The sequence below is a fragment of the Janthinobacterium sp. NFX145 genome (genome assembly GCF_049810325.1).
Taxonomy (GTDB): Bacteria; Pseudomonadota; Gammaproteobacteria; order Burkholderiales; family Burkholderiaceae_D; genus Janthinobacterium; species Janthinobacterium rivuli.
In genome coordinates, this window is the sequence record NZ_CP187360.1 from 1558099 (window position 1) to 1571334 (window position 13236).

Sequence of the window (13236 nt, forward strand, 5' to 3'; positions counted from 1 at the left end):
AGGAATGGTAATGAAATTAGTTGGCTTGGTAGGTTGGCGCGGTATGGTCGGTTCGGTCCTGATGCAACGCATGCAGGAAGAGGGCGATTTCGCCCACATCGAACCGGTGTTTTTCACGACGTCGAACACGGGCGGCTCGGCGCCTGCCATGGCGAAGAATGAAACCATCCTCAAGGATGCCAACAACATCGCCGAACTGTCCAAGTGCGACATTATTATTTCCTGTCAGGGTGGCGACTATACGAGCGCTGTCTTCCCGCAGCTGCGTGCAGCGGGCTGGAATGGCTACTGGATCGATGCGGCCTCGACCTTGCGCATGGAAAAAGACGCCGTCATCGTGCTCGACCCCGTCAACCTGCACGTCATCAAGGATGCGCTGGGCAATGGCGTCAAGAATTACATCGGCGGCAATTGCACCGTGTCGTGCATGATGATGGGCCTGGGCGGCCTGTTCCAGCACGACCTGATCGACTGGATGACGTCGATGACCTACCAGGCGGCATCGGGCGGCGGCGCGCAGCACATGCGCGAACTGCTGACGCAATTTGGCACCATCAACGGTTCCGTCAAGGCGCTGCTGGACAACCCCGCTTCCGCCATTCTGGAAATCGACCGCCAGGTGTTGGCCACCCAGCACGGCTATTCCCCGGATGAAATCAAGCAGTTCGGCGCGCCGCTGGCCGGCAATCTGATCCCGTGGATCGACAAGGACCTGGGCAATGGCCAGTCGAAGGAAGAGTGGAAAGCGGGCGCGGAAACCAACAAGATTCTCGGTCGCGGCATCGACTTTGGCACCAAGGAAATTCCTGTCGACGGCCTGTGTGTGCGCATCGGCGCCATGCGCTGCCATTCGCAAGCCTTGACCATCAAGCTGAAAAAAGACGTGCCGCTCGATGAAATCAACGACATCATCGCCAGCAACAACGAGTGGGTGAAATTCGTGCCGAACACGCGCGAAGCGTCCGTGCGCGACCTGTCGCCGGCAGCCGTCACGGGCAGCCTGACGATTCCTGTCGGCCGCGTGCGCAAGATGAGCATGGGTGGCGAATACCTGTCCGCGTTCACCGTGGGCGACCAATTGCTGTGGGGCGCGGCCGAGCCGCTGCGCCGTATGTTGCGTATTTTGCTCGACGCGTAAGCGCCACAAATTGCTGATCAAGATCAAGCCGGGGCTGTTTTCCCGGCTTTTTTTTCGCCCTGAGCCCGTCAAGGCTCAACCATGCGGAGCTTGCATAGCTCTGGGCATGATGATATGTTGATACCTCTGGAAAAGTAACAGTTTTCCCATGTCAACTAAGATGCCGCCAACTATGCCTGTACACACTCGTCCCCGGGTCGCCTCCCTTGCCATTCAAACACTCAGCAGCGCTGTCGCCTGCGCGGTGTTATTGTCACCGGCGGTATCCGCAGCCGAGCTGGGCAAGATCACGGTGCTGTCCGCCGCCGGCCAGCCGCTGCGCGCCGAGGTCGAATTATCGGCCGTCAAGCCAGGCGAGGCGACCAGCCTGCTGGCCAAGCTGGCGCCGCCTGACGCCTACCGCCAAGCCAACGTGGAATTCAATCCCGCCCTGAATGCGCTGACGTTTGCCGTGGAAAACCGCAACGGCAAGTCCTTCATCCGCATCAGTTCGGCGCAACCGGTGGCCGAGCCGATGGTCGACCTGCTGCTGGAACTGAGCAGCAAGAGCGGCCGCCAGGTGCGCGAATATGCATTCGTGCTCGACACGCCCGAAGCGCGCCAGACGCGCGGCGCGCAAGTGACGGCGCCGGTCGAGCCGGGCAAGGCCAAGCCGGCCGCTGCCGCCGCCGCCGAGACTGCGCCGCCCGCCGCGAAAAAGGCGGCAGGAGAGTACAAGGTCAAGGCGGGCGACACCCTGAGCCGCATCGCCAGCGAACTGAAGCCATCTGGCGTTTCGCTCGACATGATGCTCGTCGCCCTGTACCGCGCCAATCCCGACGCCTTCAAGGGCGAGAACATGAACCGCATGCAGGCCGGGCGCATCCTGGCCGTTCCGGGCGCGGACACCGTGCGCGCCACCGGCGCGGCCGAAGCGAAGGGCATCGTGACGGCGCACGCCATCGATTTCGACGCCTACCGCAACAAGCTGGCGGGCCAGGTGTCGCAAAGCAAGCCGGCCAAGGCCGCGCAAGCGACGCAAAGCACGGCCGGCAAGATCGGCGCGACGAAGGTGCAGGAAAAGCCGACGGCCGTGAGCGAGTCGCAAGACAAGCTGAAATTGTCGAAGGCGGAGCCGGCGGCCAAGTCGGCCGGCAAGAGCGCCGTCGCCAGCGAGGAAGACAAGATCGCCAAGGCGAAACAGGTCGATGAAGCGGCTGCCCGCGTCAAGGAGCTGGAAAAGAACGTCAGCGACCTGGAAAAGCTGATGGCGGTCAAGAGCAAGGCCATGGCGGACAAGAGCGCGCCCGCGCCCGCCAAGCCGGCCGAGGCCGCTGCCAGTGCATCGGTCAGCGCGCCTGCCAGCGCCGTTGCCAGCGCACCGGCCGAAGCCCAGCCGCCCGTGCCAAAGGCGAAACCCGTGCCGCTGGTGAAAAAACCATCGCCGCTGGAACCGACCTTCGCCGACAAGGTCAACGACCACTTGGGCGCCATCGGCATCGGCCTGGCCGCGCTGCTGGCCGCCGTGGCCGCGCTGGTGATTGCGCGCCGCCGCAAGGACGCGCCGCCGCCCGCTGAAGCTATCGCCCCCGTGCTGGAGCCGGAAGCGCCCGTGGCGCCGCCGACGACCGGCCTGGCGCCGGAAGACCAGCAGTCCGAAGCGAGCAACCACCTGTTCGGCACGGGCGCGGCCGCAGCCGGCGTGGCCGCCGCAGCGGGCGCCAGCATGCTCGATGCGAATGAAACGGACCCGGTCGCCGAAGCGGACGTGTATATCGCCTACGGCCGTGACGGCCAGGCGGAAGATATCCTCAAGGAAGCCTTGCGCATCCACCCCGAGCGCCATGCTGCCCGCCTGAAGTTGCTGGAAATCTATTCGGCCCGCAACGACGTGCGCGCATTTGAAGACCAGGCTAGCGAGCTGTACAGCCTGACGCGCGGCCAGGGCGAAGAGTGGCCGCAGGCGGCCGCGCTGGGCCTGGCGCTCGATCCCACCAATCCCCTGTATGGCGATACGGAAGACGACGCCGTCGTCAGCCTGAGCAAGGGTGTTGGCGACGATTTGCACGGCCAGAGCATGGATTTGTCCGACGACTTGTCGACTCCTGCGCCCGCGCCGCTGGCCGACCTGGCGCCGGCCGAGCCGGTGTCGTCCGTGGCGGCCCGCGATGCGCGCGATCCCCTCGATTTTGACCTCGACAGCCTCGATTTCGAGCCCGTCTCCACGAGCGATCCGATCGTCATGCCGGGGCCGGACAGCAAGCCCGTCTCCGCCGCGCACGATGCGCAGTATGACGCCAGCATGGATTTCGGCCTGGACCTGGAACCGCCAGCCGGCCCCGTGAATGGCGTGGGCGCCGGCTTGACGCCGTTGCCTGATCCCTTGAAGGATGTCGATCTGGCCCATTTTGACCTCGACGAGCCGGTGGCGCCCGCTGCCGCGCCGGTCGCGGCGGCCGAGCCTTCCATCGACAGCCTGTTCGACGATGCGCAAACGCCCGCCACCTTGCCGGAAGCCATACCGCCGGCACAGGAGTTCGACCTGTCCGGCATCGACCTGGACCTCAACGATGGCAAGGCTGCCAGCGTGGGCGTGGACGACCCGCTGTCGGCCATCCACATGGAAATGGATACCAAGCTGGACCTGGCGATCGCTTACCAGGAAATCGGCGACAAGGAAGGCGCGCGCGAGCTGATCGATGAGGTCATCAAGGGCGGCAGCGAAGAGCAAGTGAAAAAGGCGAATACCATGCGCGCTTTGCTGAGCTAGCAATACCCGCCGGCGCGGCAGGCTGCCGCGCCGGTATAATGCTTCGATGCAAAATATTACGACAGCAACGCCACTCAAGCGTATCGTCCTCGGCCTGCAGTACGACGGCACGGCCTGGCACGGATACCAGAAGCAGGAAGACGGGCAAACGGTGCAGGACCAGCTGGAAAACGCGCTGGAGCAGTTCGCCCGCGTGCGCCTGGCCACTACCTGCGCCGGCCGCACGGATACGGGCGTGCATGCGCTCGAGCAAGTCGTGCACTTCGATACGGACCTGAACCGCGACGTGCACTCGTGGGTGCGCGGCGTCAACGCCTTCCTGCCGAAATCCATCGCCGTGCGCTGGGCCAAGGAACTCGAAGGTGATCCGACGGTCAATGACTTCTTCCACGCCCGTTTCAGCGCCCGCGCGCGTACCTATCATTATGTGTTGTACAACAACGCTACCCGTTCGCCGCTGGTGGAAGGGCGTGCCGGCTTCTTTTTCCGGCCGCTGGACGTGGAACTGATGCGCCAGGCCGTGCAGCCGCTCTTGGGCTGGCACGATTTCACGGCCTTCCGCGCCGCGCAATGCCAGGCCAAGTCGCCTGTCAAGCTCATGCATGACATCCGCATCGAGCGGCGCGGCGATTGCGTGATTTTTACGATTACGGCCAATGCCTTCCTGCACCACATGGTGCGCAACCTGGTCGGATCGCTCGTCTACATCGGTACGGGACGGGAAAAGCCGGAATGGCTGGGGCATCTGCTGGAAAGCAAGGACCGCCACGCGGCCGCGCCCACCTTCATGCCGGACGGCCTGTACCTGGCGCAGATCGATTACGATCCGAAATGGGCATTGCCGCAGGACAGCAGCAGCGCTTTGCCCTGGTTTTGATCTGCATCAAATCAAGTAAAGGATTGCCATGCCTCGCACACGCATCAAGATTTGCGGCCTGACCCGCGTTGAAGACATCCAGGCCGTCGTGGCGGCCGGCGCCGACGCCATCGGCTTCGTGTTCTATCCGAAAAGTCCCCGTTACGTCACGCCCGAACAGGCAGCTGCCCTGATCGCCGCCGTGCCGCCCTACGTGACGACGGTGGGCCTGTTCGTCAACGCCACGGTGGAAGAAGTGCGGGCAACGAAGGCCGTGGCGCCTTTGTCACTGCTGCAATTTCATGGCGACGAGACGCCAGAACACAGCGCCGCGCTGGCTGGCGCCGTGAATACGCCGTTTACGCAAGTGTTCCGCGTCAAACCCGACACCTCCTTTGAAGATTTGCTAGAATACGAACAGCGCTATCGCGCCGCCAGTCCCTTGTTCTCCAGCCTCTTGCTCGATACCTATGTGGATGCCTATGGTGGTGCAGGAAAGGTATTTGATTGGTCCCTCATTCCAAAAGAACTCGCGCCTCGGGTCGTTTTAAGTGGTGGCTTGAGCGTACAAAACGCGACTGACGCAGTGGTGCGCGTGCGCCCTTACGCCGTCGACATCAGCAGTGGTGTCGAAGCGTTCAAGGGCATCAAGGACGCATCCCGAGTCCGCGCGTTTATCGCCGCGGTGCAGGATGCCGATGCCATCATTGCCAGAGGAAACAACCATGAATGACCACACCACCGCGCCCGGCGCAGCCGCCGCATTGTTCCACGCCACCGATTACCCGTTTCCCGACCTGCGCGGCCACTTCGGCCCGTACGGCGGCTCCTTCGTTGCCGAAACGCTCACGCATGCGCTGGCCGAGCTGAAGGATGCCTACGCCCGCTACAGCGTCGATCCGGAGTTCCTCGAAGAATTCCGCTACGAGCTGAAACACTTCGTCGGCCGTCCATCGCCGATCTACCACGCCAAGCGCTGGTCCGAGCTGGCCGGCGGCGCGCAGATCTATTTCAAACGCGAAGACTTGAACCACACGGGCGCGCACAAGATCAATAACGTCATCGGCCAGGCCCTGCTTGCCAAGCGCATGGGCAAGCCGCGCATCATCGCCGAGACGGGCGCCGGCCAGCATGGCGTGGCCACGGCCACCATCTGCGCCCGCTTCGGCCTTGAATGCGTGGTCTACATGGGCAGCGAAGACGTGAAGCGCCAGGCGCAGAACGTGTACCGCATGAAATTGCTGGGCGCGACCGTCGTGCCCGTCGAATCTGGTTCCAAGACCCTCAAGGATGCGCTGAACGAAGCCATGCGCGACTGGGTCACGAACATCGAAAACACGTTTTACATCATCGGCACCGTGGCAGGCCCCCATCCGTATCCGATGATGGTGCGCGACTTCCAGTCCGTGATCGGCGAGGAATGCCTGGTGCAGATGCCGGAAATGACGGGCCGCCAGCCCGACTACGTGCTGGCCTGCATCGGTGGCGGCTCGAACGCCATGGGCATCTTTTACCCGTATATCGACCAGAAAGATGTAAAACTGATCGGCGTGGAAGCGGCTGGCGAAGGACTGGACACGGGCAAGCACTCGGCGTCGCTGACGGCCGGCTTCCCGGGCGTGCTGCACGGCAACCGCACCTATCTGCTGCAAGATGACAATGGCCAGATCATCGAGACGCATTCCGTCTCGGCCGGCCTCGACTATCCGGGCGTGGGTCCGGAACACGCGTGGCTGAAAGACTCGGGCCGCGCGCAATACGTGTCCATCACGGATGACGAGGCGCTGCAGGCTTTCCACGACTGCTGCCATATCGAAGGCATCATCCCGGCCCTGGAATCGTCGCACGCACTGGCCTACGCGGCCAAGCTGGCGGCCACCTTGCCGAAAGACCAGATCGTGCTGGCCAACCTGTCGGGCCGTGGCGACAAGGACATGCATACCGTGGCGGAGCGCATGGGATTGAATTTCAGTTAAATAACTGACAACCCCAGTATTGCGTAGGTCGGATTAGCGCGAGAGCGCGTAATCCGACATCTCTCACCGATAAAGAAAGCTATCCATGTCCCGTATCGCCACCACCTTTGCCAATTTAAAATCCAACAACAAGACCGGCCTGGTCACCTTCATCACCGCCGGCGACCCCGGCCCTGACGCCACCGTGCCGCTGATGCATGCGCTCGTCGAGGGCGGCGCCGATGTGCTGGAACTGGGCGTGCCGTTTTCCGACCCCATGGCCGAAGGCCCCGTCATCCAGCGGGCCTGCGAGCGGGCATTGAAATTCAATGTCGGCATCCACGACGTGTTCGGCTACGTGCGCCAGTTCCGTGAAACGAACCAGACGACGCCCGTGGTGCTGATGGGCTATGCCAACCCGATCGAGCGCATCGGTAGCGCCGCCTTCATTGCAGCGGCGCAAGCGGCCGGCGCCGACGGCGCCATCGTCGTCGACTATCCGCCGGAAGAGTGCGAGGAATTCGCGGCCGCCATGCGCGCAGCGGGCCTCGACCTGATCTTCCTGCTGGCGCCCACCTCGACGGAAGAGCGCATCGCGCAAGTGGCCAAGGTTGGCGGCGGCTTCAGCTACTATGTGTCGCTCAAGGGCGTCACGGGCGCCGGCAACATTGATACGGAACAGGTGGCGGAGCGCCTCGCTGCCATCCGCCAGCATGTAAAATTGCCTATCGGCGTGGGCTTCGGCATCCGCGATGGCGCCACGGCCAAGGCCGTGGCCAAGGTGGCCGATGCCGTCGTGATCGGCAGCCGCATCATCCAGGAGATAGAAAATGCCCCAGAAGGCGGCGCCGTCGACGCCGTGCGTAGCTTTACGGCAGGCATCCGCGCCGCACTGGACGCCTGAGCAAGCTTGTTGTTTACGCAAGCTCGGGTGGCGGCAAAGTTCGACAGCCCGGCGATAAACGGCTACACTTCGGCCACTGATTTGCCTGTTATTGTGCAATAGATAAAATTTTTGGTGGCGCCCTGCGGGGCGTCGCCGTTTACCGTCTGCCGGGGGCGTCCACCGACGCTACCCCTACAAGGGCCCAAGGAGAAAATATGAGTTGGTTGGAAAAACTGCTGCCACCGCGCATCCAGCGTTCGGACGCCGCCGCGCGCAAGACCATGCCGGAAGGCCTGTGGGTCAAGTGCCCGTCGTGCGAAGCCGTGCTGTACCGTACGGACCTGGAATCGAATCTGCACGTGTGCCCGAAATGCGACCACCACATGCGCATCCGCGCGCGTGAACGCCTCGACAGCCTGCTCGACGCGGGCGGCCGCTATGAAATCGGCCAGGAAATCCTGCCCGTCGATACCTTGAAATTCAAGGACAGCAAGAAATACCCGGATCGCCTGAAATCCGCCATGGAAGCGACGGGCGAGACGGATGCGATGGTCGTCATGGGCGGCGCCATCATGAGCCTGCCGGTGGTCGTGGCGTGCTTCGAATTCGAATTCATGGGCGGCTCCATGGGCTCCGTCGTGGGCGAGCGCTTCGTGCGCGGCGCGCAAATCGCGTTGGAACAGAAAGTGCCGTTCATTTGCATCACCGCCACCGGCGGCGCGCGCATGCAGGAAGGCTTGCTTTCCCTGATGCAGATGGCGAAAACCACGGCCATGCTGACCAAGCTGTCCGAAAAGAAATTGCCATTCATCAGCGTGCTGACCGACCCGACCATGGGCGGCGTGTCCGCCTCGTTCGCCTTCATGGGCGACGTCGTCATCGCCGAACCAAAAGCGCTGATCGGCTTTGCCGGCCCGCGCGTGATTGAAAACACCGTGCGCGAAAAACTGCCGGAAGGCTTCCAGCGCGCCGAGTTCCTCGTCACCAAGGGCGCCGTCGACATGATCGTCGACCGCCGTAAGATGCGCGAAGAAATCGCCCGCTTGCTGGCCTTGTTGCAAAACCAGGCTGTGGAAGTACTGGCGTAATTTGATTTACCCCAAAACCTGAACTGCCGGGGTCGGACCCGATGGGGAGATTCACTCCAGTGGAGTGAATCTCGATCCCGCAGGGACCGACCCCAGTCTTCGGTTCGGGTCTCATGTCTTTCCCGCCTCGCGCACTCTTTTCAATAAGTCTCCCATGCAAAACCTCCCCACCACCTTGCCGGACTGGCTCGCCATGCTGGAAACCCGCCATTCGGAAACCCAGATCAACATGGGCCTGGACCGCGTGCAAGCCGTCAAGGCGCGCATGCAGCTGGCTTTTACCTGCCCCGTGATCATGGTGGCGGGCACGAATGGCAAGGGCTCCACCTGCGCCATGCTGGAATCCGTGCTGTTGCGTGCCGGCTACAAAGTGGGGCTGTACATCAAGCCGCATTTTCTCGACTTTAACGAGCGCGCGCGCGTGCTGGGCGAGATGGCCAGCGATGAACAGATTGTTGCCAGCTTCCATGCCGTCGAAGCCGTGCGCGGCGACACGCCGCTGACGTATTTCGAATTCACCACCCTGGCGATTCTGCATTTGCTGTCGCAGGCCAAGCTGGATGTGGCCATCCTGGAAGTGGGCCTGGGCGGGCGCCTGGACGCCGTCAACGTGATCGACGCCGATGTGGCCATCGTCACCAGCGTCGACATCGACCACACGGATTACCTGGGCGACACGCGCGAAGCGATCGGCTTTGAAAAGGCCGGCATTTTCCGTCCGGGCAAGGCGGCCATCTGCAGCGACCCCGTGCCGCCGCAGTCGCTGATCGACCATGCCGAAGCCATCGGCGCCGACCTGTGGCTGATGGGCCGCGATTTCAATTATTCGGGCGACAAGCAGCAGTGGAACTACGGCGGACGCGAGCAGCGCCGCAATTCGCTCGCTTACCCGAGCTTGCGCGGCGCCAACCAGATCCTGAACGCGACGGCCGTGCTGGCCGCCCTGGAAGTGCTGAAGCTGAAACTGCCCGTGGGCGCGCAGGAAGTGCGCACGGGGCTGGTGACGGTGGAGCTGCCGGGCCGCTTCCAGGTCTTGCCTGGCCGCCCCAGCGTGATCCTCGACGTGGCGCATAACCCCCATGCGGCCTCGGCGCTGAACCAGAACCTGGGCAATATGGGTTTCCACCCGTATACCTATGCCGTGTTCGGCTCCATGCAGGACAAGGATATCGATGGCGTATTGGCTGCGATGAGCGAACATGTCGACCACTGGTGCCTGACGGGCCTGCCTTCGCCGCGCGCGGCCACGGCTTCCGAGCTGGCCGCCAAGGTGCAGATCATGCTCGAAGACAAGCCTGACAGCAGCGAACATACTGTGTCTATTTTCGATGATCCGGCACAAGCTTTTGCAAATGCAATGAGCCGGGCCGGTGAGAATGATAGAATTGTGGTCTTTGGTTCTTTCCTCACCGTTGCCGGCGTGATGAAGGCCCGAAAATCCTCACTTCACTGAAACGCACTCGACTGAAAATCACGCATGGGCTTGTTCTCGAAACTGTTTAAAAACAAGCAAGAATCCTCTGGCGAAGACAGCGGCTTTTATGTCCCTGGCGAAGCACAGTCGCCGACCCGCAAGCGCGCAGCCAACACCTCCGGTGGCGGCGGATCGCGCCGTGGCGGCAAGGAGGCGCCGGATCCGGTCTTGCCTGAAAAAAAGCGCGCACGCCGTCGCCTGGTCGGGGCCATTGCCCTGGCCCTGGGCGTGGCTGTCGGCTTGCCGATGCTGCTCGATTCCGAGCCGAAGGCACCGTTCAACGATATCGCCATCGACATTCCGTCGAAGGAAAAGGCTGTTGCGCCTGCACCGGCGCCCGTGCCGGCCGTCCCGGCGCAAGCTGCAGCGAATGGCCTGGACCAGTCCGAGGAAATCGTCGATACGCCGCTGCCGCCTGCGGCCAAGCCGACGCCCACACCGGCACCCGTGCTGGCCGCCGCCCAGCCTGCACCTGTCAAGCCAACTTATGTGGAACCGAAACCCGAGCCCAAGCCTGAGCCCAAGCCGGTCAAGGTGGAGCCAAAGCACGAAAGCAAGCCGGAGCCGAAACACGAATCCAAGCCCGAGTCCAAGCCAGAGCCCAAGCATGAAGTAAAACCGGAAGCCAAGCCCGAACCGAAGCCTGCCAAGCCGGCGCAATCGGCCGACGATGCCGCGCGCGCGCTGGCGATTCTGGAAGGCAAGCCACAAGACAAACCGCAAGAGAAGTTGCAGGACAAGGCGCACGACGCCGGCAGCGGCAAGTTCGTGGTGCAGGTGGCGGCCCTGGCGACGCAGGACAAGGTCGACGAATTGCAGGACAAGCTGCGCGAAGCGGGCATCAAGTCGTACACGCAGAAAGTCTCCAGCCCGGCGGGCGAGCGCATCCGCGTGCGCGTGGGCCCGTTCGGCAGCCGCGAAGACGCGGAAAAGACCCGCGCCAAGCTGCAAAAGCTGGGCCTGGGCGGCAGTCTGGTGCCGGCGTGATGTTGCAAGGCTGAACGCGCGTGACGATCTTCGATTACCTGGTGCTGTTCGTGCTGGTGACGTCCGTGCTGATCAGCATGATGCGTGGCTTGGTCAAGGAAATACTGTCATTGGTCAGCTGGATCGTGGCGTTCGTCATCGCCAACGCGTATGGCGCCACCCTGGCGAAATTCCTGCCGGAAGCCGTGCCGGGCGAAGCCATCCGTTTGTTGCTGGCTTTCGTGGTGCTGTTCATCGGCGTGCGCATTTTGATGGGATTGCTGTCCATGACGGTCGACGCGCTCGTCAAGGTGACGGGCTTGAGCCTGGCCGACCGCACCCTGGGCACCCTGTTCGGCGTGGCGCGGGGCCTTGTGATCGTGCTGACCGCCGTCATCTTGTGTGGCATGACTTCCATACCGCAGCAGCCATTCTGGAAAAACGCGCAGCTCAGCCCGCTCGCGGAGCAGGGCGCGCGCGCCATCAAGCCTTATCTGCCTGCCGCTTACGCGCAGCATGTGAAATTTTGAATTTTTTTAAAATCAGTAGCACAGTTTAGGAGCACACCATGTGTGGCATCGTCGGCGTCGTTTCCCATCAACCTGTCAATCAATTGCTCTATGATGCATTGTTGCTCCTGCAACATCGCGGTCAGGACGCGGCAGGGATTGCGACCAATCACAGCAGTATGTTTTCCATGCACAAGGCCAACGGCCTCGTGCGTGACGTCTTCCGTACGCGCAACATGCGTTCGCTGCAAGGCACGACGGGCATCGGCCATTGCCGTTACCCGACGGCCGGTTCGTCGAGCGAAGAGGAAGCACAACCGTTCTATGTGAATGCGCCGTTCGGCATCACGCTGGCGCACAATGGCAACCTGACCAACTGGGAACAGTTGAAGCTGGAAATGTTCAAGAACGACCGCCGTCACATCAATACCGATTCCGATTCGGAAGTGCTGCTCAACGTGCTGGCGCATGAAATCCAGGAAGCGACGACGGGCCTGAACTTGGATCCGGAAGCCATCTTCAAGGCCGTGACCGTGCTGAACCGCCGCGTCAAGGGCGGTTATGCGGCCGTGGCGCAAATCGCCGGCGTGGGCTTGCTGGCCTTCCGCGACCCGCACGGCATCCGTCCGCTGTGCCTGGGCATCAATGAAACGGAGCAAGGTCCCGAATACCTGATCGCTTCCGAATCCGTGGCCCTGGAAGGCATGGGCTTCCGCTTCGTGCGTGACATCGGTCCCGGCGAAGCCGTCTTTATCGATGCCGACAAGAAATTGCACAGCGCCCAGTGCGCCGACAATGCCAGTCTGAACCCTTGTGTGTTCGAATTCGTCTACCTGGCTCGTCCCGACTCCGTCATCGACGGCGCCTCCGTGTACGCCACGCGCCTGAAAATGGGTGAATACCTGGCCGAAAAGATCCGCGCCGAGTTGCCAGGCGTGCATATCGACGTGGTCATGCCGATTCCCGATTCCTCGCGTCCGGCCGCCATCCAGCTGGCCATGGCGCTCAACATCGAGTACCGCGAAGGCTTCATCAAGAATCGCTACATCGGCCGCACCTTCATCATGCCGGGCCAGGCGGCGCGCAAGAAATCCGTGCGCCAGAAGCTCAACGCGATCCCGTCCGAATTCAAGGACAAGGTCGTGCTGCTGGTCGACGATTCCATCGTGCGCGGCACCACCAGCCGTGAAATCGTGCAGATGGCGCGCGAAGCGGGCGCGACGAAAGTCATCTTCGCCTCGGCTGCGCCACCGGTGATCTACCCGAACGTGTACGGCATCGACATGCCGACGCGCGACGAGCTGATCGCCTACGGCCGCACGACGGAAGAAGTGTGCCGCGAAATCACGGCCGACTACCTGGTCTACCAGGATATCGGCGCGCTGAAGCAGGCGATCGCCGACGTCAATCCGGCGCTCACCAACTTCGAGGCGTCGTGCTTCGATGGCGTGTACGTGACGGGCGACGTGTCGCAGGAATACCTGGACCGCCTGGAATATGCGCGCCACCATCCGAAGGCGGCAGCGCCCGAAGATACGCCACGTTCCCAGCTGAACCTGAACCTGGCGACAACAGAAGCATAAGTACCTGCCCGGCCGATGCCGGGCTTTTTTTC

11 protein-coding genes are annotated in these 13236 nt (G+C 62.6%); all 11 read left to right on the forward strand.

The features are described from left to right. Window positions 1-10 precede the first annotated feature (10 nt). The 11 genes from asd to purF all read left to right on the forward strand — a co-directional run bounded on the left by asd (window position 11) and on the right by purF (window position 13204). Window positions 11-1138 carry an aspartate-semialdehyde dehydrogenase gene (asd, locus tag ACPJXG_RS06990; RefSeq protein WP_425253788.1) on the forward strand — a complete coding sequence of 376 codons (1128 nt, stop codon included), beginning with the start codon at window positions 11-13 and terminating at the stop codon, window positions 1136-1138. A 250-nt stretch (window positions 1139-1388) separates the two neighbouring features. Then, window positions 1389-3887 (forward strand): FimV/HubP family polar landmark protein, encoded by a 2499-nt coding sequence (locus tag ACPJXG_RS06995; RefSeq protein WP_425253789.1) that lies wholly within the window; start codon window positions 1389-1391, stop codon window positions 3885-3887. Between the two features lie 46 nt (window positions 3888-3933). Continuing rightward, complete coding sequence (gene truA / locus ACPJXG_RS07000; protein ID WP_035821044.1) at window positions 3934-4764, forward strand: tRNA pseudouridine(38-40) synthase TruA; 831 nt, start codon at window positions 3934-3936, stop codon at window positions 4762-4764. Between the two features lie 28 nt (window positions 4765-4792). Continuing rightward, window positions 4793-5476 (forward strand): phosphoribosylanthranilate isomerase, encoded by a 684-nt coding sequence (locus ACPJXG_RS07005; RefSeq protein WP_425253790.1) that lies wholly within the window; start codon window positions 4793-4795, stop codon window positions 5474-5476. Next, complete coding sequence (gene trpB / locus ACPJXG_RS07010) at window positions 5469-6719, forward strand: tryptophan synthase subunit beta (RefSeq protein WP_035821039.1); 1251 nt, start codon at window positions 5469-5471, stop codon at window positions 6717-6719. Before ACPJXG_RS07005 ends, trpB begins: the two co-directional genes overlap by 8 nt. Before the next feature lie 85 nt (window positions 6720-6804). After that, the gene (gene trpA / locus ACPJXG_RS07015; protein WP_035821037.1) at window positions 6805-7602 is read left to right on the forward strand and encodes a tryptophan synthase subunit alpha; all 798 of its coding nucleotides are present in this window, start codon (window positions 6805-6807) and stop codon (window positions 7600-7602) included. 197 nt (window positions 7603-7799) lie between these two features. Then, window positions 7800-8672: an acetyl-CoA carboxylase, carboxyltransferase subunit beta gene (gene accD, locus ACPJXG_RS07020; protein WP_010400390.1), complete on the forward strand. Its 873-nt coding sequence runs from the start codon at window positions 7800-7802 to the stop codon at window positions 8670-8672. A 154-nt stretch (window positions 8673-8826) separates the two neighbouring features. Then, window positions 8827-10125, forward strand: coding sequence for a bifunctional tetrahydrofolate synthase/dihydrofolate synthase (gene folC / locus ACPJXG_RS07025; RefSeq protein ID WP_425253791.1), 1299 nt, complete (start codon window positions 8827-8829; stop codon window positions 10123-10125). A 24-nt stretch (window positions 10126-10149) separates the two neighbouring features. Further along, the gene (locus tag ACPJXG_RS07030) at window positions 10150-11133 is read left to right on the forward strand and encodes an SPOR domain-containing protein (RefSeq protein WP_425253792.1); all 984 of its coding nucleotides are present in this window, start codon (window positions 10150-10152) and stop codon (window positions 11131-11133) included. A gap of 20 nt (window positions 11134-11153) precedes the next feature. Next, window positions 11154-11642 (forward strand): CvpA family protein, encoded by a 489-nt coding sequence (locus ACPJXG_RS07035; protein WP_046685790.1) that lies wholly within the window; start codon window positions 11154-11156, stop codon window positions 11640-11642. Between the two features lie 38 nt (window positions 11643-11680). Then, entirely contained in the window at window positions 11681-13204 is a 1524-nt protein-coding gene (gene purF / locus ACPJXG_RS07040) for an amidophosphoribosyltransferase (protein WP_034750508.1), read from the forward strand. Window positions 13205-13236: the final 32 nt, after the last annotated feature.

Coding starts and splice junctions, on each gene's coding strand:
- asd (WP_425253788.1), top strand. CDS start 11: ATGAAATTAGTTGGCTTGGTAGGTTGGCGCGGTATGGTCGGTTCGGTC.
- truA (WP_035821044.1), top strand. CDS start 3,934: ATGCAAAATATTACGACAGCAACGCCACTCAAGCGTATCGTCCTCGGC.
- ACPJXG_RS07005 (WP_425253790.1), top strand. CDS start 4,793: ATGCCTCGCACACGCATCAAGATTTGCGGCCTGACCCGCGTTGAAGAC.
- trpB (WP_035821039.1), top strand. CDS start 5,469: ATGAATGACCACACCACCGCGCCCGGCGCAGCCGCCGCATTGTTCCAC.
- trpA (WP_035821037.1), top strand. CDS start 6,805: ATGTCCCGTATCGCCACCACCTTTGCCAATTTAAAATCCAACAACAAG.
- accD (WP_010400390.1), top strand. CDS start 7,800: ATGAGTTGGTTGGAAAAACTGCTGCCACCGCGCATCCAGCGTTCGGAC.
- folC (WP_425253791.1), top strand. CDS start 8,827: ATGCAAAACCTCCCCACCACCTTGCCGGACTGGCTCGCCATGCTGGAA.
- ACPJXG_RS07030 (WP_425253792.1), top strand. CDS start 10,150: ATGGGCTTGTTCTCGAAACTGTTTAAAAACAAGCAAGAATCCTCTGGC.
- purF (WP_034750508.1), top strand. CDS start 11,681: ATGTGTGGCATCGTCGGCGTCGTTTCCCATCAACCTGTCAATCAATTG.